Source organism: Serratia sp. X3 (assembly GCF_014982455.1).
Lineage (GTDB): Bacteria > Pseudomonadota > Gammaproteobacteria > Enterobacterales > Enterobacteriaceae > Serratia > Serratia ureilytica.
The window spans coordinates 97,466-118,021 of sequence record NZ_JADCNB010000010.1 but is presented as its reverse complement, the minus strand read 5'-3'; the positions used below and the strand labels follow the sequence as shown (position 1 = coordinate 118,021).

The following is a 20,556-nucleotide window of genomic DNA, read 5'->3' as shown; positions in this document are numbered from 1 at the left end:
TACCTGAACACCCGCACCCACAGCCAAACCTTCGCGTTGCACCTGACCGAGTGCGATCTCAGCCTGGGCAATACGGTGGCCATTACGTTTACCGGTACTGAGAACGCCAAACTGCCCGGCCTGTTGGAGCTGGATACCGGCAGCCTGGCGTCGGGGATCGGCATCGGGCTGGAGGACAGCAGCGGCAAGGCGCTGCCGCTCAATCGCGCCAGCGATAAATTCCGCCTGAACGCCGGCAACACCACACTCACGCTGCAAGCCTATGTGCAGGGAGAGCCGGAAGCCATCCAGACGAAGTCCATCGGCCGCGGCACCTTCAGCGCGGTGGCCACCTTCACGTTGGAATACGAATAAGCGTCTACAAGGACAAAAAACGCAATGATGATTAAACCCCTCACTCGCGCCCTGCGCATGAGTCTGCTGTGCCTGTTGGCGTTGAGCGCCGCCGCTTGCCAAAGCCAAAAGTCGGGCAAGCCCGCCGTGAACACCCAAAATCAGGCTGTGCAACCTCCGTCAGAAGAGGTGTTGCGCAAGCAGCGTGAGGCCGAGCAACTGCGGCAGTGCCAGCAGCAGCTGGGCGCGTTGCGCACGGTCAACGAGAAACAGTATAAGCGCTACAAACAGGCGTTCGACAGCCTGATGAGCGGCGCTTCGCAGTACGCCAGCCTGCGCGCCCGGGTAAACGGCGACACGCAGGAGACGGTGGATGCGCTGTATCGCTACAAGGTCAACTATCTGTGCGCCGGGGTGAATCAGGCGGTGTTGACCGGCTTGGCGGATCGCGGGGAGCAGGTTAAATGAGGCTGCGTCTGCTGGGCTGTGTCGCTTTGCTGTTCACCGGCGTCGCGCAAGCGGACGACGGCGTGCCGGCGCTGCTGCAGTTTGCCGAGCAGTATCAACGGCAGAACACCGAATCGGCGAGCGAAGAAAAAACGGCGCCGGACGACCGTGCGTCGGGGCAAAAAAAGCGTGAACCCGCGAAGCGCCCGTCGGACAACAATAAGCCAGCCTCACCGGCCAAAACGTTTACGCTGAGCCAGGAATTATTGGCGCGCGATCAACAGCTGGCGCGCCAGCGAATGGAACTGACGATGCTGCGCCAGGAGCTCGCCGCGCTGCGGGCGGAGAAAGCGGTCCCCCCCGTCGCGGCGTTGCCGGATTCGTCAACGCTTCAACAGTGGATCGCCGGGCTGGGTGCCGCCTGGCGCGGTTCGCCCGACGCGCAGCGCGCCGAGGCGCTGTTGCGTCAGGCGACGCAGGAAACCGCCAAAAGCAGAGCGACGGCGGCGCAGGCCGAACGGCGCGTCAACGAACTTGAGTCTGCCGCGCAGGCATCGGCACAGACGCTTGCACAACGCCAACGCGAGCACCAGGAGGCGTTGCATGCTCTGCGCGCCGCGTTGGAAGAAAGCGAGCAGAAGCGGGCCGATGAGCAGAAAGTGACCCAGCAGGCGCGCGAAGACCTGCTGGCGTTGCGTAAGCGGCTGCAATGGGAGATGACGCCGGAGCAGTTGAAGGATGAACGCAAGCGTTTGTCCTATGCGGCGGGCAGTGCGCTGGGGCGGGATATTCAGGGGTTGATGACGGAGCGTCAAAGCTGGGGCGTACCGGTGGATCGCGACAGCCTGTTGGCGGGGGTTATCGACAGCGTGTCGGGGCGTTTGCAGCTGCCGCCGCAGGAACTGAACACGTTGACGGCGCAGGCGGATGCCGCCGCCGTGGCCGCGCGTGAGAAACGCGTTAACGAACAGCAGCGGCGTGATGAAGATTATCTGGCGCAGTTCCGTCAACAAAAGGGCGTAAAACAGTCGGCGATGGGCTTCTGGTATCGGGTGGATTATGCCGGGGAGGGCGCACTGGCGCCAACGGCGGTGGTCGATGTGGTCGTGAAGGAGAAATTGACCGACGGCACGGTGATCCAGGATATGGAACTGAGCGGCAAGGTGCTGTCGCAACCGCTGTCCGAGTATCCGCCGCTGTTCCGGGAGGCGATAAGTCATCTGCACAACCACGGCTCGTTGACGATGGTCGTGCCGCCGGCGCTGGCCTACGGTGAAACCGGCTATCCGCCGAAGGTGCCGCCCAACGCCACCATGGTTTATGAATTGCGCATCGACAACAGCCAGGCGCCGGCAAAGGGCGTCCAGGCGGTTAAACGGGAAGCCGACACGGCGGGAGGGCAGGGATGAACACGATGGTAAAAATCGCGCTATTTGATGAGAATCGATACTTCAGCGCCGGTTGGCAAGAGGCTCTGGCGCTGCACTTCAGCACTTACGGCAAGCGCACGCTGTTAGTGGATGCGCGGCAGGTTCACGAAGCCGATCTGGTGTTCTGCTATTTTCCTCCCGGCGTAAAGAGTTGCTTTGGCCATTTATTTGATATGCAGAATATAGGGCGGAAAACACTGTATTTCTCGTTGCGAAAACCGAAAAAAAGATTTCATCGTGTTATTGACGATAGCTGTGGGCTGGAAGCCGGCGTCATCTACCACAATATGCCGTTGGACTCGGCGCTGCATCAGGTGAGCACTGAGTTGGAGTTGGGCGGCAAATGGCCGGACTGGCCGAGTTGTGGCATGAACTGTGTATGCCAACACCGAGGTCTTACGCTGCGGGAACAGGAGATCATGCGCTGGATGGCACGAGAGATGGGGGTAAGGCAGATCGCCCGGATGCTGGATATTAGCGTGAAGACGGTCAGCAACCACAAGATGAGCGTTATGCGCAAGATGGGGTTCCGGCGTAATGCCGAGCTTTACAGCTGGCTGCGATGGAGTTCTGGCAGCGATGTTATTAAAGAAAGAGTGTTTTTTAGAAAACACAATATTCTTAGTAAGTAATCTTGCTGATCCTATATTTTTTGAGAGTGTTAAGAGATTATATTATCTATAAGATACTATTCAAACTAATTAACGTGAGGATATATGACTAGTTACACATTGTTTTCTTTTTTTTTGACAATGTTTTTTATTGTTCTCAGTTTAACAATAAGTACATATATGTATCGAAAGGGAACTATTCCAAGATCAAGAAGTATGATCTTCATATCTAATTTCTTCATGGCTGTAACAGTTATCATGATAATGGTTTTTATTCTTACTTTTAACTTTACTTTTGAGAAGGTGCTTAGTTTCTTCTCCTGCGCAACTTTGTGGTAAAGCTTATTTGTTGTTAGGGGCATTGCGTTTCTGTAGTTATTTATGCTTTTTTGTTCAGTTTCTATAATTTCATGCGTGGCTGTTAGTTAGTATTGGTATGTTTTTTGTGTCTTTCATTATTAATTTTCGCCACGCATTACATAGTCTTGATTTTATTATCAATGCCGAATTTATAAGTTGGGGTGTATGTTAATTGATGTTGATGTTTTCGCCAAAATGATAGGGTTGAAGCCTGGGGAATTAATATTTTACATTAGAAGTAAAAGTGATTATAAGGGCTGTAAGCTGCCTAGTCCTACGAGGGGTTCAAAAGGTGGTATGAAATTTAAATTTAATGAAGTTATAAACTTTTGCGATAAAGTCAACAATAAAACACTAGGGAGTTGATGTGATATATACATATATAAGCATATAAAAGTGTGATGACTAATTATGTTTTGTCATAATTGTATATGGTAGAGCGTAGTGGGTGTGGGATTTGATTTTTTGTCTGTGATATTCAAGTCGTTGTACGAATGGAAATATATAATAGCAGTTTTTTAGCATACGTTTATTTAGGCCTGCACGCATTTCTCTATTTCCCCTCCAACGTAATATACTTACTCTGACTATTTAGATGTTATGTATCGTTATGAGAATACATTTCTAATCGAGAGTGTTACTATTGCCCGTAAAATTAACTTTTAAAAAAATCATGTATGTTTCTTTAGAGAGTGTGTCAGCTATTGCTGATTGGATTTCTAAGAGGATACTCGAGAATTAGGATTGTAGAGTAATGCAGTAAAGATAAATTCATTTTAAAATTTCGAAAATCCTGGGTGTTTACTATTATAATAACCAAATCGATGTAATTCTATTGGAGAGATTAGTTAATGATGTGGCTAGATAAAGTGAAATTTCCAATAATTAAGTGATTTTTAAAATTAAAAATTAGATTTTTATTTAAATATAACTGGAGTAAATGAATTTGGTTTTTTTTATTAATTAAAGATAATAATTGGAGTGTCTTATTATCACTAAGTAATATGGTTTTATAAAATGCTTCATGCGACAAGTTGAGAGTTCCGAAAGAGACATCTGAGCCTATTAAAGAGAGCTTTTTTGATTTTGGAACTTGAAATGCTGTTTGATGTATGTCTGGAAAGGTTATTATATTTAGAGAGTGCTTAAATAATTAGATGGGTTATATTTGATTGTTGTAAATGGCATGCTGCATGTTAATTTTAGATGAAACTCAAACCCTCTTTAACTATGCTAGTAATAAAGTGCGTTTATAATATTAGCAAATCTAATTTACCTAATTAAAGGTACGTTGGTTTTTTTATCTTGATGGCACTGCATTTTCGAAATTTGATGCTGAATAATGAGTGCTGCCTGCCAATTAAATACGTGGCTGTGTTTTTTTTGGTATTATGTTTTTTTTGTCTATCTATTATCTATTTAATTTAAATAAATTTGCTGGCCGCATTAGAATTGTTTATTGATTCTTAATAGGGTTCTTGTATGGTCACCTTCTTAATATTGAATGTTTTCATCTGTTACGTTTCCTTTGCGTTTCACGTTAGTCTATTAAAATCTCGAAAAATATATAGAAGGAAAATATTCATATCAAGAAAGATGAAAGTCAAGAATAAATTTATTAAAACTAAGCGTTTTTTTATTAAAGTATGCAACGCATTGTTTTTCAGGCAAAGTTAACATTTATACTGAAAGCTATGATAAGTTTAAATGCAAAAAAAATTTTCAAATCCAGTTTTTATTTCTTAATGGTAATATATTGATTTTTTGTGTTGCGTTTTTATTGATTTGTTGGAGTAGCTATTTTTTAATGCGGTTTTTATCATTGCATATAAATTATAGTGATGGGTTGTTTATTGTTTTGTAATTTGGTTGTGATCTAAAAGCTATCGTTGATATTATTGGGTGTTGTCTCTATGTAAGCCATTTGAAGTCCTTGATGGGATAAAAATCTAAGCACATTCACATTGTTATAAAAGTTAACTCTATTATGGGGATGGTTATTTTTGACCTTCATCTATTCATTGGTTGAAGTAATAACTGAATATCATTACTGATTTTTTTTCGGTATAGGCTGTTATCCGAAACCACCACCAGATGTTAACACATTATTTACAAAACCATGATGAATATGAACTGCAGCCATGCTTCGTGCTATTGATATCTACGCTCTGAGTTGTGGGGCACGGTATCCTTCTTATCCTGCTGCTATCATCTAAGTGTGAACCTCAGCGTTATGCATTGGCGGCCTGACTGTTTATCACAAAAAAATCATAGGATTGAAAACCATGCTGTATACCTTATCGCTCCAGAGACAATAATACCGCAAGACGGCAAATATCCTTATAAGGCTTAAGATACAGTGAAACATAGTAACTTGGGTTTGCATGAATGGGGTTGTAAGTAAAACATTGTTAATTAAGTATGGTTTATGTACGAAACTCTAATTTTGACAGATGGAAATTCTAACAGGCACATAGTGTTGTGGTGAGAAATATGTTGATGTCAAGCTGATTGTAATTAATTATTCTTTATCAGATTTATCTCTATGGAGATGGGTATCATAGATATGTGTATGTTTCCTTGTCTCGTTTTTCGTTTGATGGGAGTGTCCTAGATGAGTTGGTGGATTTTTTACGAAAGTTCAAATGTTGCTAATTTTTACGTGGATTAAAAGAAAGAATTTTTGGGGTGCTGCCCCACGATTATTTTGTCGGGATGTTTTTACTGGAGGAACTCATTGTTTGGTGAGTTATTACGTTAAGTTTCTCATCCGGAAATCGGTTCCTTAATGCCGATAAGTTCACTGATACCTTTTCTCTATAGGGGAGGATATCAGTCTTGCGAGAGTTCATACGAAGAGAGAAAGGTTCTGGGCTGCTATTTTTTTTGATTTTTTAATAGAGATTATAAAGAGCTGGCTTTCGAAGAAAATTATCGCAATCCAATAAAGACTTCTTTGCTGTATTTCTGAGCACGTTATAGCACCTTGTGTGGATTCTATCCACGTAGGAGTGTACGCCATGAAAATCAGCACGTTGCTGACGTTGTTTCCTCTGTTGATACCGGCATCAGTGCTTGCCGGCACGGTGCTGTATACCGATTCCCTCCATCCCCCGACCAATAATGATGCCTCCGTGACCGTGATTTATCTTGACGGTCCTGAGCAGTTGCAGACGCAGCTCTTTGGTGCACTGTCGTCGAACCCGGATGAAGCGCAGCGCCAGGCGAAAGCCGTACTGCAGTCACCGCAGTGGCAGGCGCATGAACAGGAGCTGGCCACGGTTTACCGCGCGGTGGTGCGCGCCTGGGAACTGGGCGTCAAAAAAGTCCCCGCGGTCGTGTTTGATGAGCGGGATGTGGTGTATGGCACCGCTGATATCGCCCGGGCCACCGCGTTGCGCGCGAAGTCACTGGAGGGCCAGTGATATGCAACGATCTCCCTTGCAGTTGGCGTCTCCCGGACAACTCCGGCTGACCCTTAAATCCTCCGGTGTGGCCATGATGCTGTCTGCGGCCGGCGTGCCGGCGACGAATGCCACACTTAACAGCGCGCAGATTGTTGCCAGTGCGGTGTCGCAGTCCTGCACCAGCTGGCGCGTCAGCGGTATTTGCTACTGGTTGTTCTGCAGTTGGGGCGGCTGCACTGTCCGAACTTCGGTCAAAGTTAGCCATTTCATCCCGGAGGCGGTAGTGTCGGCGTATAACACCCCGGGAGGCAATCCGTGGCGTGAGATGTCGATGGTCAGTCAGGCCGCCGGCGGACTCGAGAGCAATATCACCAGCGCGCTGGGCGGCGTTGCAGCCGGCGGTGGCAACAATGAGCTGAAAACCCCCGGGCAGCGTAAAACCAACCTTCACTTCAAGTATGCCGATGCCATTGGTCATCCGGCGACGACTCTGATTGGCGGCAGCATTGCCGGCTATTCGTGCCGCAGTGCGGCGACCCCCTTCGTGCCGTATTTCCTCAGCACGCTGGACAGCCTGGCATGGCGTACTGATATGCCGGAATCCCTCTATCCCGAAGCATTGGTGCCTGGTCAGCGCGAGGTCGGCAGTCAGGCGGCCACGAATATGTGGGGCAATGTCTATCCCCGTTCGGGATTTGTGACTCAGGTCGATGACGACAAGGCGGGTGCTCTGGTGGCACAGCGGGTGGCGGACATCATCACTCGGTCTGGTCAGCCGCACGTCTACCAGCCCCTGAAGGGCCAGCGCTCGGAAGGGTACTGGCCACCAAGTGCGGTTCAGGAAAATACCGGAACCAGCAACCACAAATGGCAACGTCTGGCACCTCAACTGAGCCAGTCCTGTGCCGTGTTCCCGGACGGTGAGCATCCGCCGGCCGCGGATGCGAACGCTGCCTTCGCCTTGTGGCAACCATACAGCTGCTGCCAGCGCCGCGGGCAGCGTTTCCTCTACAGCACGGATTTTTGAGGCATAAATGATGAAAAAACCAATGAATAAATCTCTCTGGGGACGGCGCAGTCTGCTGTCTCTGTTGGTTGTCAGCAGTATGGCATTGGCCGGCGTAAATGCGTACGCTGACGACAATGACGATAACGGTACCCTGTTTGGTATTTCGTTGCCCCAGGTGAATGACAGCAATATCGGTTACGGAAAGAACGCCAGCGGCGCCATCTCGGACAAGCTGTTCTATTCCCTGGGCGGAGGCTCGGTGATATCGCAGCCGGCGACGCGTGGCAATATGCAGCGACTGGGGATGAACCTGGGCTGGAGCTCGGATTTGATGTGCGGCAACTACGACCTGAAGAGTACCATCGGTAACCAGCTCAATGGCGTGACGGACGGGTTCAAGAGCCTGATGGGTAACGTTATTCAGGGCGCTACCGGTGCGGTAGCCAGTCTGCCTGCGATGGCTATCCAGCGTGCTAACCCGGGCTTGTATGAAATGTTGACCAACGGGGTATTGCAGGCCAATGTGGCATTCGACAAAGCCCAGCTCAATTGCCAGAACCTCTCCAAACGGATGATGGATATGGCGGACTCCGGCGGATGGAGCCAGGCGGCGGTGATGGAGGAGGCCAAAAGCCTGATCAATAACGGGGATGCCGATGCAGTGCGGTCGATGAATGCCACCGAGAAAGTAACCGGGCAATCCGGCCAGACCTGGATCGGTGGACAGAAGCGCGGCGGCGCCGGTCAGCCGGCTATCAAGCCAACGCACGATCTGGCTGCAGCTGGCTACAACATGATGAATGCGCTGCCGGTCACCAGCACCTCCAGCGTATCCGGCAGCAGCTGTACCGGTGGTGCCTGTACCAAATATGCCAGCAGTGAAGAAGCGGCAGCAGCTGTAGTGAAGGTGTTGGGCGACACCTCGCTGCGCACCTGCAAGGACGCAGCGCAATGCACCAGTGGCGAAGGGACCGAACAGCCAGGCAGCACCGTAGCCGGTACGGGGTTTGCGCCGATGCTGGAAGAGGCGACGAAAACGAATAACGAGCAGTTGGCCAGGCTGGTCAATGGGGCAGCAAAACCCACCGCGGGCAACCTGGCCAAACTCAAGACGGGTAGCCTGGCGGTGACCGCCGGCGTTATCAAGGCACTGCAGCGCGATCCGGATAATGCCGCCCTGGTTGGGCGCCTGGCCAGTGAACTGGCGATGGCGGATACCATCGAAACGGCCTTTATCATGCGGCGCATGATCACCACTGGGATGTCTGAGCCGAACGCCTCTGCGCAAAAAGTCGCGATGGAAGAAGGCGATTGGCGTATCGAGGCGCTGGATCGTGAGATCACGGCGCTCAAGAACGAGATGGAGATGAAGCGTGAAATTGCGCGTAACGCGGTACTGACCATCATCGACAGGGAGAACAATCGGGCGGATACCAACCCGCAGCGTCAGTCGGTTGACAGTCCGGATACCAAGTTCAACCAGCTGGCCGTGCCGGAAAGCGACCAGTAATCGTGAGGATGAATCAATGACCGAAACAGAGAAAAAAGCGGTGACGCCCGCCAGGAGGCGCCGATTGGGTCTGCGGGCTAAGCGTGTTCTGCAGATGTTGGGCATGTTGGTGATAGCGATGATTGTCGCGCTGGGCATGGCTCACTGGGGTGTCAATCACCCGGGAGAGAGTGCCGCGCTGCGTGACTGGGTACACAGCACCCGTTATGGCTGGCTGAGCTGGCGCCTGGCGCTATACGCCGCGCTGGCCTGGGGATTCTGGAAAATCTGGCACGCGCCGGGTTGCAAACCGGAATACCAGCAGCCGCTCAAACGTATGGCCATCGCCTGCGCGGTATTTGCCCTGGCCTGTGAATACAGCCTCTTTGATGGAGGGCTGTCGTTATGATGACCAACAGCTATCTGGAGTATTTTCTGACGCTGCTCGGCTGGCTGATTAACAATGGCCTGTGGGAGTTGCTGGTCAGTACGGGGCTGTTTGTGCTGCCGCTGCTGTTCAAGGTGCCAGCCATCTGGCTGAAGGTACGCGAGGAAGGGGAGGATGAGGGCAACAAAGGGATGCTGTCTCTGCCACGCATCGAAAACCTGCTCTACGGGGCATTCTTTGTGATGCTGGCCTGCTGTCTGCCGCTGATGAATGTCAGCCTCGACACCATCAAGTACGACAGCAGCCGGGCGGCGACCTGTGGTACATGGGCACCGAAGAAGCCGGATGAAACGGGCTACGCCAACATCATGTCGAGTATGAACGGCCAGACGGCGAAGGTGCCGGTGTGGTGGTTGGTGGTGCATAAACTCTCAAAAGGCATCACGTCGGCGGCCGTTGCAACCATTCCGTGTCGGCCGGATCTGCGGCAGGTGCGTTTTGAGGTTCAGCACAGCCGGGTCAATAATCCTGCATTGGCGAAGGAGCTGCAGGACTTCACCAACGACTGCTACGCACTGGCGTTGTATACCTGGCAGAACCGTGACCAGGGGCAAACGACCGACAAGGCCACGCTACGTGATATCGAGTGGCTGGGGTCGAAAACCTTCCTGAACGGCGGCTACTACAACAACCTTCAGTCCAAAACGCCGCGCGCCAGCTTCCCGTGGAATGAGGCGAGGGACAGCGGCCGGCCAAACACCGGACGAGGCGGGTACCCGACCTGCAGCGAGTGGTGGTCAGCCGGCGAGACGGGGCTGGAGGCTCGCGTGGTGAAACAGGTCGATCCAGGCGTGATGTTGCGGATGTCTGCCGCGCTGAAGATGATGGGGCAACCGGATGCAGATTATAAGGAAGCCGTGGTACGGCGCCTGGTCAGCCCGGATAACCTGACGGTCTCCCAGAGCGGACGCGCTTATGCCGGCTACGGCGGCAATGCAGACTTTACCCTGGACAACTCGGTTAACCGTATTGCCTCTATGGGTGGCACTACACTGGGGAGCCTGGCGGCCTATCCGGCATTTGATGCCATGCGTCAGGCCTTGCCGATGGTGCAGGCGGTACTGCTGATGGCGGTCTATATCATGGTGCCGCTCATCTTGGCCTTTGCGGCCTACGCGTACAAGACGGTGATTACCGTGACGTTCGTGGTATTTGCGCTGAACTTCCTGACGTTCTGGTGGGAACTGGCGCGCTGGCTGGATAGCTGGTTACTGGAGGCATTGTACAGTTCTGACTCGCACAGCCGCTGGAATGTGGCAGGGTTCCAGAATAGTGCCGATGACCTGATTATGAACTTGGTGATGGGCTGTACGTTTATCGTGTTGCCGGCTGTGTGGTTGGGAGCATTGTCCTGGGCCGGTGTTAGTGTTGGGCATTCTATCGGTGCGGCAGTTAAAAGCGGTACTGACACGGCTCATAATACCGGGGGTAAATTGGGAGGCGCAGTTGAAGGGGCAATTGGGCAAAAAGCCGGGAAAAATTTGACTGGAGGGTAAACTATTTATGGCTGGGGGACATCCCCAGCCTAGTCATCATCTTTCCATTCATTATAACGATGAGGATGGTATTCTCTACCATTGAAACGGTCACGATTCCAATCGTGATAGATTTGCTTGTCATTATCATCGGATTGTCGAAAACTTGAGAGCTGCGTTTTTGACGGGAAAACTAAGAGAATAATCGCTCCCACCAATACTGCTGAAGCTGCAATAAACATCCCTCCGAATGCCAAAATTGCCAGCATGCTAATGGTGAACATGACGATTGGAATGTGTCCTATCCAACCCGGAAGCCTGTGCTTTCGTGCCTTAGCCACGCAGTGTCGATCCCATCTCATGATCGTGTCTTTCAGGCGTGTCCACTTGCGGGCTGCCCAAATGCCTCTTTGATAGGCCTGCTGATCTCTGGCTTGGCTCATAATGCCTCCATATGCCTGCTTAGCCGTTTGAGTACTATAGCTTAAATAACAATCAATGGCTATTTACTTGGCTCTTCGGCAAATGGGTGGGCACAGAAGCATTCGTCGTTCGTTTTTGATACGCTGGCAACCGCTTAATAGAAACAAGGCATAATCTGAAAATCTTTCATTTCCAGTCTGAAACTTCGGCCACCCTCAACAAAACTTGAAATATCGTCTGGCTTAATAGTATTAAAATCAACCATTACCTGTCTTTGCTCTGGTCCCAGGAAGATAACACTGGCATTTTTGTTCCTTAGGTTTAAACACAAGTTATTGTCATTGAAATCAAGCTGGTGAGCAAGGATGTATATTTTCTCACTCAGAGTGTCTTTATTAAAGTTATTACTTACCCAGCCCCAGGAAAAGTAGGTGAACACGAGTGTTAGCAAAATAAAGGTAATTGCCCCCCATGGAATCTCTCTATCAGTGTCATCATCCCATAATTTTTTTTAGATAATAGCATATTGGTAAAAGGTTAAATGCAGCTGCAGTCAACAGAACATAGACAAGCTGTGATGCGTGGGTGAAAAAGATATATGCAGTCATAAAACTCCTGGTGAATGGGAAGTGAGATGAGTCAATTCCGAAAATACCATTTATGGCAGATGATGCTGTTGCTGTAGAAAAAACAAGTAATGCAGTAAATGATAATGACACCATAAGTTTTGTTATGCCAAATTTCCAGAGTTCTCTGACTAAAAACAGTCTTTCAATGTTAACGCCTATCCAAATTGCCGTAAGGGAGACTGAAAAAAGATACGCATAAAATTTCCATTTACCAAGGTATTCAGAGTCGCTATCTCGGTTGATGGAGAATATCAGTATTAATATGGCTAAAATAGCCAGGCCGTTAAGGGCGTTTATGATTCCCCACTCTTTTCTCTTCCCTTCGTACTCTTTTTCATGTTTTAGATATGTTGCTGCATTTGCTATATCTTGTATCAGTTGTTTTGTCGATTTTATTTTGTTAAAGCGTGAGTGTTCATCAGTTTTAAACTCTGATGCCAGATATTTTATTGATTCATCTTTATTTCTATTATTGTTCATTAGCCCCTCAGCATGTTTTATCGAAATGTTCTTATTTGGGAGGTTCTGACTAGTAATACTGACGCTATGCCAAACCTAAAAACACAACCTCTTTTAGATAAGAAATATCGATCACTTTAACGGTACTTACTTTCTGAGAGAAAAGTTATCAAATAACTGAAAAATGTCTATTCCTTTGTTTGACGTGGTTTGTTAGGATTGCGACGTTGTACTGTCGTCCTCGGACGACCACCAATGCTCAGTGGGTCTGTGATGAGCGCCTTCGGGTGACCCTGCTGTCGATAGGCAGCCACCAATGATCTGGCCATCTGCGAGGATCGCCTTCGGGTGATGGCAAAAGAAAGCTTCCGTAGCCTGAGAGGGAGCACGCCATATATGGTGTGGTACATCTGCCCGCCTTTGGGAGCAGATATCGCCTGTATAACGTAGTATTCGGGGCGGTTAAGGCTGCTGAAAAGTCATCACAATGCCATGGCGCTATTAGCCTGGCACACATCTACATATGGCAATCCTTGCCTGAAGAATTCAGTCGCAACAGACTGATATCACTTACTTCTTTAAAGCTGTTAAGGCTTTTATGACGTGTTGCTGACGATGCGACTTTTGAACGCACGTATAAGGCCATTTGGTACATTTGGCCGCTTACGTGAGTCTCATTAGGAGCAGAGGAGCGCGCGTCACTTGTGAAGTGGCGAAGACACTACCAAGTGACGCGCGTAGCGCATAACGTCTCAATCCACGTACGACGTGGCTTTCAACGTTTAACTACCATCTGACCAACATGTAGTCTGTGTCAGTACGGTTTAGATACTCATTCACTTCAACGTAATTACGACGGAAAACACCGTTTTGAACGTTTCACTATCTAAAAGGAGGAAATCGACTCGGTATCGATGGCGACACTACGAACAGTAGTGTTGGAGGCAGCTTGACGAAAGTCAGCTCTGCATTAGCAGCAAACGGATCAGAGATCTGGGGTGCCTCGCAAGAACTCAACATTTCGCCGCCCCGATGCACAGATACCAGTCGAGACGCAGGAAGCGCAAAAGCAACCGTGTCGTCGGGGTTGAAATTACTGAGGTACAGATCCGTCTGCTTCTTTTAAAGCAGAAGGACGTGTATCCCATTGGAGATGTTAAGATGTCCAGATTCGGTAAACAGCTGGGAAAACAACTTGTCACGCTTGCTCGTCAGGGAAGAGGGAGTTTTAAAACCGTTGTTGACCGTTCCAGAATTGCAGACCGTTTTTCTGAACGTCTGGCAAAGTTAAATATTCAAATTCGGGATGTAAAACACATCAAGACCACCCATATCGAAAAATACATTCATAGCCGGCAGGCTGAAAATATATCGCTTCGCACATTGCAAAACGAGATGGCAGCTGTGCGCTCAATCATGTCAGCTGCGGGTCGGAATAAACTGGCTGATCCCAACCATGAGAAATTGAGTAACCAGGCTTTAGGGATTTCAGGTGCTAACCGTGATGGAAAAAAAGCCCCTATTTCGGATGAAAAGTTAACTGCTGTCATCAATCACGTCATAAAAAAAGATGCAGGGGTAGCATTGGGTGTTCAGTTGTCTCGCTATGTAGGTTTGCGAACGGAAGAAACGGTTCAGTCAGCAAAGTCATTAAAAACATGGCGACAGGCTTTAATTAATGGAGACGAGCGTGTTCGGGTTGTGTTTGGCACGAAAGGAGGTCGTCCTCGTGATACGACCATTTTTAATCGTGAGAAGGTTTTATCTATTTTAGAGGCGGCAATAAAACATTGTGATGAACACAATGGGAAACTGATTGATAAGCCTTCATTGCATACAGCAATAGAACGGTACAGAAATATTGTTCGTGAAGCTGGAATGACAGGGAAAGATGCTCCCCATAGTTTGCGATACGCGTATTCACGTGATGTGGTGACTTATCATGTTAAAAATGGAATGAGTCGCGTAGAAGCAGAGGCATTGGTATCGATGGATTTGGGCCATGGTGATGGCAGGGGGCGTTATATTAAGCAAGTCTATTTCAAAGGTGATGTAGAGTAACGGATTAATTGCATTTAGTATGCGGGGTTTTATTAATTTAAAATTTTATTAACTGTATGCGTGAATATGATGGTTCGTACATAACGGTCGCAGCTCTCACAGGGCTGCAACCTCAAAATCATAATGGGAGACGTTACGTTATTAGGATAATAGGACCTATTATTCCAAAACCAGGGGCTCATAGTCTCTTGACAGATCAGCGATTTGCTCGGAAAATAAACATGCTTACTCGTTGTCTTCGGACAACCACCAATGCTCAATGGGTCTGTGATGAGCGCCTTCGGGTGACCTGGCTGTCAGTCTACAGCCACCAATGATCTTGCCACTTGTGAGGATCGCCTTTCGGGTAGTGGCAAAAAACGCTTCCGTAGCTTGAAAGGAAGCACGCCGTTTACGGTGTAGTACATCTGCCCGCCTTTGAGAGTAGATGTCATCGTAGTTTTGATGAACAAGGCTTAACTTTCTTACCTATGATGATTGCGCGTGACGCAGTCAAATCCCAAGGGAAATACCTTTCCCTTGGGAGCGGTGTTTCCCTTTTTTACAGGAGAAACACCATGTCTGTTTTTACTTCTTCAGTTGTTCCTGATTTCTTCTCAACCCTGTGCACCGTGTCAAATCGGCTGTACAGCGAATACCTTTTCGCATGGCGCCGCCGCGTTTTACTGACTGGCACGTCAATGCAGCAGGTAATTTTGCCGTTCGCGCGCATGTTATCTGCAGTGATGATGGTTCGGTCAGCGCGTTACTGACGCTGCGCAAAGGTTGGTACAAAGGCGAATATACCTACGCAAGCACCCATGTTGTGCTGTCTTGCAAGCATACCGAGGCAGAAAAGCTTACCGACTCGCCAGTCAACATGCTGAGCATTTGGCCAGACTGCGTTACCGCTTTTAGAGCGGTCGGTTTACTCACTTAATACCCTGACGGGGATTTAAACCCGTTATGGGGATAAATCCCTCGGCATTTTATGGAGGATTTATCGATGCATACCCCGTTACCCAACGTACTTGACTTAAAAACCGCGCTTGATGCGTTTCATTTCCTTTGCCTGGTTGAAGGCAAGTTCATGAGTATCCGGGCTTGCCAGCGTCTGGGACTGGCTCTTGAACGTGAAGATCCCACTGAGCTGAATGATGTGGAAAATGCCGTTATCAATGCGGGAGAGGCCTTTGGTGGTTTCCTGCTGGTCATGCAGTACGGCTATATATCGACACTTTCCGCTAACGGGCAAGCGCTTATGGCTCGCCTGGATACACTGAGCAAAGATATTCACGCGTCTTATTGTGCGCAGGCCGTGGAGCAAGGCAAGCGCGATGTCGAAGCCGACATTGCGATTGGCGAGCTCGAGGTTTGGTGATCGGCACGGCAGCCTGACAGACACACGCCCTGACGGGGATTTATTCCCGTCCGGGGGATAAATCCCCCCAATTTTTTGTTACCGGAGGATTTATCGTGAGTATGAACGTTTATTTTGTCGCAACACCGTCCCAGGACGCATGGATTGATTTCACCCTGGCGGTGACCGAGGTGTTCTGGCTGTTGCCGGAAGAGGCCCGGCCAGAAGGTATCACGAAAGCCGGCCAGCTGTTTGATGGCATGATCTTCGAAACGGCCGGTTTACGTGTATCACCGGGAGCAGAGGAAAATATCCCGATGCAACCGGTGCCTTACGTCAAAGAACGTGTGGGGTTCTTTCAGCGCCCTGATTTTTTTCACCGACTGGTTCTGATACTGATTCATAACCTGTGCCCTGGCTCTGTACGGATAGAGCGGAACGACTCCAAACTTTCCAAAAATCCAGGATGGGAGTTGCCACTGCTCTGGTTGCGCCACCACCTTAAACGCCCGGAACTTCTTGCTCCGGGTGAAGTGGATGAGGCGGCACTGGCTGATGATTCCATTCTTTACCATTTGGAAGGGTATAGCAGTCATAACGATGATCCCGATGAATTGCTTTGTCGCTGGCGCGTTATTGTCGGCATGGATGAAGTGCTGGCGGTGCGTCTGAATCAGGCGCATTCGGCGGCATAGTCGCGATTTTTAATTCACCCGGCAGGGGAGCTCCTGTCCGTATACCGAGAGGAGTGACCCATGGGGCTTGATATCAACTTTTTCCGTCAGCGTAAGGCTGACTATCCGATGTTGCCGGTAAACGGCGACTGGACACCCGTCGGCGACTGGGTGCCGTGTTCACCAGCGTGGCTGGAGGACGGTGGTGATTGTGCGCAGGCGCCGCGAATATACAACCACAAAATGTGTAACCACTACCATCCGCCGCTGCTGGTTCACACCTGTCATTTTCGCGGGTTTACTGCGTTGATGCATTGGGTGGACAACAGTGTGGGGGACGTCACAAGCGGTGAGCTGATGGCGTTCGACCGTAACGACGTCCAGATGCTGGATTTGTGTCTGTCTCGGTTGAATGAAACGAACTGCTATGAGGAGTTTCCTTCGGAATCTCGTGACTACGGCAGTATTTACTGGACGCAGGTCGATTTACTGAAGGCGTACGTTAACAACGTTCTTGCCGGTTTTGATTTCAGTCGGGACCACCTTTACTTCCGGGCTTCGTGGTAACACCGTCCACTGGCCATAACGTTTCATTCCCCAGGAGGGGCTTTCCCTCCCGGGGAAGTCCGTCTCCGCAACTCAGGAGACTTATCATGTTGCATTTTAACCCTGCAGAACTGCGCGCCGTGGTGGCTGAAGTCCGCGCCAATCAGTGTGCGCTGGTGTTGGCCAAGGATAATGGCGTCTATCTGATGCCGGCCGTGGGCGAGCGAAACGCCACCGGCCGTATCAAACCCCTGGCGTATGCCGACGGGTGTCATCCTGACAAGGATGAGGCCTGGTATGAAACGTCCCGGCAGCTTGCCGGCGGCGACGACTTTGGCGAGGAGCTGGTGCTGAACGACAGTTGTATCGAGCGAATACTGTCGCAAGGCCATGAGCTCTGGATCCACCTGTTACCCGAAACGGTCTATATGCACGTAGCCACGGTTAACTGGGTGTGCGTCGCCGATTATCGCCGGGTGACCGCGCGCATGCTGCAGCTGGCCGAAGTGCATTACTCGGTTTGCGTCAGCCAGGATGAGTTTAAACACTGGCGTGAGCGGGCCATCAACCTGCTGGCCACGGCCTGTCATACCGATTGCAAACGGGCAAAGCCCGTCGATCGGGCTGATTACCTGGCCCTGTTCGAACGGCTGAAACAGCGTGTTGACACAGTGAATCCGAAAGGGGCGCTGCGTTACCTCGCTCTCTAATCACTTTTCCTGTCCCCTGGGGCGTATTCTTCGCCGCCAGGGGAGGAATGCGCCTTTTTCATTGAGGAGCATTCCATGAAGAAAACATCACCATCACGTCGGCCGGCAAAAGCCCGTCGCGAACGACCAGACCTGTACCAACAGGTCACGGACAACATCATCGGTGCCATTGAGCGTGGCACCTTACCCTGGCTCAAGCCCTGGCGGACTGACCGGAACCGGATTTATACCGGGTCTGTCATGCCGCAGAACGGCACGACGGGGTACCACTACAGCGGCGTGAATGTGCTGCTGTTGTGGATAGCCGCGGAAGAACGCGGTTTTCACTCCAATCGCTGGCTGACTTATAAGCAGGCGGAAGCCGTTGGTGGCCATGTACGTGCCGGCGAAACGGCAACCCTGGCTGTGGTATTCAAACCCTGGGATAAGCAAGTGGAGGATGCTGATGGCCGGCAGCTGTTTGATGAAGAGGGGAAACCGCTGAAAACGCGAATACCCATGCTGAAGCCGATGTACCTGTTTAACGTTGCCCAATGCGACAGCCTCCCCGAGGTCGTTGTCGGCGTTATGCCGGCAACCGAGACGGATGAGGGTGATGCGTCGGTTGATGCGAAAATGCAGGCTCAGGTTAACACCCTCGTTGAGGCCTGCGGTGTTCGGGTTGAACAGGCCTATCAGGACAGGGCGTTTTACTCCCCGCTCCGGGACCAGATTGTCCTGCCACAGGCTCAGCAATTTCGGACTGAGGCAGATTACTGGTCAACGTTATTGCATGAACTGGTGCACAGCACCGGCCATGCTAAACGGCTTAACCGGGAAGGGATCACGTCTTCTTCCCGGCGGTTCGGCGACTCAGTATACGCGTTTGAGGAACTGGTGGCCGAGCTGGGCAGTGCTTTTATGTGCGCGCAGCTTGGCGTCTTTGGTGACATCCAGCACGACAGCTACCTTGAGCACTGGCTCAAGGTATTGCGTGAAGATAAGCGCGCGCTGTTTCGTGCGGCCAAACAGGCCCGTGAGGCGTCAGAATTTTTGCTGAAGCCCCTGGCTAACCCGGTGACAACCGATCCAGCCGTTGCGGCATGAGGATTCTGGTGATGACGATTGAACAACGTTACTGGCAGACCATTGCCGGCAGGTTACTGGCCAAATATTTTGGCCTGGCGTTAAACGATACCGATCTGTGTGAAGCGGAGTGCGTGATGGCTTTACAGGAAGCGGGAGTACGGCCGTTTGAGGCGATCAACAACCTGGTGGATAAATACCACCTGGTACGCCTTGGCGCCAATCCCTTTACCTCATCATCACCGTATCTGTGCCAGGTGGAAGAGCTGGGTGTGATCGGTGAAACAAAACAGGAGATAACCGATGACTAAAGCCACCAACAAGGGGCTACAGATAACCGTTGACCCTGAGATTGCCAGCGAGCTGGCCTACATGCTGAAGCTTCAGCAGACCTGTTGCGCCGCTGTTGAGCTTGAGAATGTCGAGGGCCTGATCCATTACATTCTGGCGAGTATCGCCGATGGTAGCCGACGTCCGGACTCGTGGGCGTGCGGAATATTGGTACAGCTGGGATTGGTCGCTAATGGCAACGAACATCAGGTATACCGGGCTCACTATGGCAAGCAAGCCCACTAAGGACAGGAGCAGCGTCCTGGCCATCATGAGGTAACACCTAACCCAACGGGGGAGACTTTCCCCCGCTGTGGAAAGCTCCCTCTTTTTTCTTGTAAGAAGAGGAGAACGACCATGTCGAACTGGTGCAGTAACCGTTTAGTGATCACTGGCCAATCCGTTTTTGTTGATGAACTGCAGCAATGGGTCAATGGCCATGTTGTTCCTGACTACCGTCATGCTGTTCAACAAAGCTGCCGGTTGTTCCTGGCCGGGTGTGCCGGCATACTGAAGCCGGCGACGACAAAACCCGGTGTTTATGTGCCTTACCCGGCACTGTTAACGCAGCCGGGAATTGCATCGCCTCAGAATCTGGCCTTTGAACACTGGTTCGGGTTGCTGAAGGCAGATGTAACGTTAACGGGTGAGAACATTCGCCTGATAGAGCGACTCTACCGCCAGTCGGGTATCGATGCGGTGAAATGGGAGAACATCCCCAACGTCGCGAAGGCGCATATGGCGGATGTACTGTCGCGCCAGTATGCGGACTGGTTCGGACTGGTGGGGGTGAGCCCTGACATCGATGCCGGCATTTGCTGGGAACGTTTGGGCGTGATGCCTGAGTATACCGCGCCATGCGATATGCTGATGTTGCTCCCGACGCGACTGGCAACTGAACTGAATGGCTCAGGCGGGCTGCTGCGTGATGTGCCGACCACCACTGATCTCTATGGTCGGCAATACGGCGTCGAGTGGCCGGCCGGCCATAATGTCGGTTGCGTACGTGATGGCATCAATACGTTGACGGTACACTTCGATTCTCCGTGGTACCCGCCGGCCGGTGAGGTTATCGGGAGAGTGTCTGAGTTGTTTAGCTGCCAGGTGGAACATACCTGGTATATGCCTGATGCGGAACGCAGCGGCTACGATCGCTACGACCGCGGCGAGCATGTCGACGGTGGACGAATAGCGGCTAAGGTTGAGGAAGGTGAGGTGATCCACCTGACCTACGCCGACAAGGATTCTATTCCCTTGTCACCGAATGCAGCAGCCGGCTAATCACCGTTTTTTTGCTGAAGCACTAACCTA

The 20,556-nt window shown here is 50.5% G+C and carries 21 protein-coding genes; 19 read left to right on the top strand and 2 right to left on the bottom strand.

Features of this window, described 5'->3' with window-relative positions:
- The 9 genes from IMX17_RS23730 to IMX17_RS23690 all read left to right on the top strand — a co-directional run.
- On the top strand, window positions 1–354 hold a 354-nt coding region (locus tag IMX17_RS23730; protein WP_193550283.1), incomplete at its 5' end, for a fimbrial protein.
- 24 nt (window positions 355–378) lie between these two features.
- Complete coding sequence (locus IMX17_RS23725) at window positions 379–801, top strand: hypothetical protein (RefSeq protein WP_182265393.1); 423 nt, start codon at window positions 379–381, stop codon at window positions 799–801.
- On the top strand, window positions 798–2,189 hold the full coding sequence (locus IMX17_RS23720) for an FKBP-type peptidyl-prolyl cis-trans isomerase N-terminal domain-containing protein (RefSeq protein WP_182265392.1): 1,392 nt from the start codon (window positions 798–800) through the stop codon (window positions 2,187–2,189). Before IMX17_RS23725 ends, IMX17_RS23720 begins: the two co-directional genes overlap by 4 nt.
- Window positions 2,186–2,842, top strand: coding sequence for a helix-turn-helix transcriptional regulator (locus IMX17_RS23715; protein WP_182265391.1), 657 nt, complete (start codon window positions 2,186–2,188; stop codon window positions 2,840–2,842). The genes IMX17_RS23720 and IMX17_RS23715 overlap by 4 nt, the downstream gene beginning before the upstream one ends.
- A gap of 3,359 nt (window positions 2,843–6,201) precedes the next feature.
- Window positions 6,202–6,606 (top strand): TIGR03757 family integrating conjugative element protein, encoded by a 405-nt coding sequence (locus IMX17_RS23710; protein WP_182265390.1) that lies wholly within the window; start codon window positions 6,202–6,204, stop codon window positions 6,604–6,606.
- 73 nt (window positions 6,607–6,679) lie between these two features.
- Window positions 6,680–7,615 (top strand): TIGR03756 family integrating conjugative element protein, encoded by a 936-nt coding sequence (locus IMX17_RS23705; RefSeq protein WP_227414688.1) that lies wholly within the window; start codon window positions 6,680–6,682, stop codon window positions 7,613–7,615.
- Window positions 7,616–7,625: 10 nt separating this feature from the next.
- A complete protein-coding gene (locus IMX17_RS23700; protein ID WP_193550286.1) occupies window positions 7,626–9,107 on the top strand; it encodes an integrating conjugative element protein in 1,482 nt (493 codons plus the stop codon).
- Window positions 9,108–9,123: 16 nt separating this feature from the next.
- Window positions 9,124–9,495, top strand: a complete 372-nt coding sequence (locus IMX17_RS23695) for a hypothetical protein (protein WP_182265388.1) — start codon at window positions 9,124–9,126, stop codon at window positions 9,493–9,495.
- Entirely contained in the window at window positions 9,492–11,030 is a 1,539-nt protein-coding gene (locus tag IMX17_RS23690) for a conjugal transfer protein TraG N-terminal domain-containing protein (protein WP_182265387.1), read from the top strand. The genes IMX17_RS23695 and IMX17_RS23690 overlap by 4 nt, the downstream gene beginning before the upstream one ends.
- A 29-nt stretch (window positions 11,031–11,059) precedes the next feature.
- Here the strand turns inward: IMX17_RS23690 and IMX17_RS23685 are convergent, their stop codons facing one another.
- Window positions 11,060–11,452 (bottom strand): hypothetical protein, encoded by a 393-nt coding sequence (locus IMX17_RS23685; RefSeq protein WP_182265386.1) that lies wholly within the window; start codon window positions 11,450–11,452, stop codon window positions 11,060–11,062.
- Window positions 11,453–11,926: 474 nt separating this feature from the next.
- On the bottom strand, window positions 11,927–12,541 hold the full coding sequence (locus tag IMX17_RS23680) for a hypothetical protein (RefSeq protein WP_193550281.1): 615 nt from the start codon (window positions 12,539–12,541) through the stop codon (window positions 11,927–11,929).
- Window positions 12,542–13,681: 1,140 nt separating this feature from the next.
- Here IMX17_RS23680 and IMX17_RS23675 point away from each other — a divergent pair.
- The 10 genes from IMX17_RS23675 (at window position 13,682) to IMX17_RS23630 (ending at window position 20,526) form a co-directional block, all read left to right on the top strand.
- Window positions 13,682–14,581 carry an integrase domain-containing protein gene (locus IMX17_RS23675; protein WP_182265384.1) on the top strand — a complete coding sequence of 300 codons (900 nt, stop codon included), beginning with the start codon at window positions 13,682–13,684 and terminating at the stop codon, window positions 14,579–14,581.
- Between the two features lie 646 nt (window positions 14,582–15,227).
- Window positions 15,228–15,500: a hypothetical protein gene (locus IMX17_RS23670; RefSeq protein ID WP_227414682.1), complete on the top strand. Its 273-nt coding sequence runs from the start codon at window positions 15,228–15,230 to the stop codon at window positions 15,498–15,500.
- 66 nt (window positions 15,501–15,566) lie between these two features.
- The gene (locus IMX17_RS23665) at window positions 15,567–15,941 is read left to right on the top strand and encodes a hypothetical protein (protein ID WP_182265383.1); all 375 of its coding nucleotides are present in this window, start codon (window positions 15,567–15,569) and stop codon (window positions 15,939–15,941) included.
- Window positions 15,942–16,036: 95 nt separating this feature from the next.
- On the top strand, window positions 16,037–16,615 hold the full coding sequence (locus IMX17_RS23660) for a hypothetical protein (protein WP_182265382.1): 579 nt from the start codon (window positions 16,037–16,039) through the stop codon (window positions 16,613–16,615).
- Window positions 16,616–16,675: 60 nt separating this feature from the next.
- On the top strand, window positions 16,676–17,161 hold the full coding sequence (locus IMX17_RS23655; protein ID WP_182265381.1) for a hypothetical protein: 486 nt from the start codon (window positions 16,676–16,678) through the stop codon (window positions 17,159–17,161).
- A gap of 86 nt (window positions 17,162–17,247) precedes the next feature.
- Window positions 17,248–17,850, top strand: a complete 603-nt coding sequence (locus IMX17_RS23650; RefSeq protein ID WP_182265380.1) for a DUF3085 domain-containing protein — start codon at window positions 17,248–17,250, stop codon at window positions 17,848–17,850.
- Window positions 17,851–17,925: 75 nt separating this feature from the next.
- On the top strand, window positions 17,926–18,936 hold the full coding sequence (locus IMX17_RS23645; RefSeq protein ID WP_182265379.1) for an ArdC family protein: 1,011 nt from the start codon (window positions 17,926–17,928) through the stop codon (window positions 18,934–18,936).
- 11 nt (window positions 18,937–18,947) lie between these two features.
- Window positions 18,948–19,226 carry a TA system toxin CbtA family protein gene (locus IMX17_RS23640; protein ID WP_182265378.1) on the top strand — a complete coding sequence of 93 codons (279 nt, stop codon included), beginning with the start codon at window positions 18,948–18,950 and terminating at the stop codon, window positions 19,224–19,226.
- Window positions 19,219–19,491, top strand: coding sequence for a hypothetical protein (locus IMX17_RS23635; protein WP_182265377.1), 273 nt, complete (start codon window positions 19,219–19,221; stop codon window positions 19,489–19,491). Before IMX17_RS23640 ends, IMX17_RS23635 begins: the two co-directional genes overlap by 8 nt.
- A gap of 111 nt (window positions 19,492–19,602) precedes the next feature.
- Window positions 19,603–20,526 carry a DUF1281 domain-containing protein gene (locus IMX17_RS23630; RefSeq protein WP_079451176.1) on the top strand — a complete coding sequence of 308 codons (924 nt, stop codon included), beginning with the start codon at window positions 19,603–19,605 and terminating at the stop codon, window positions 20,524–20,526.
- Window positions 20,527–20,556: the final 30 nt, after the last annotated feature.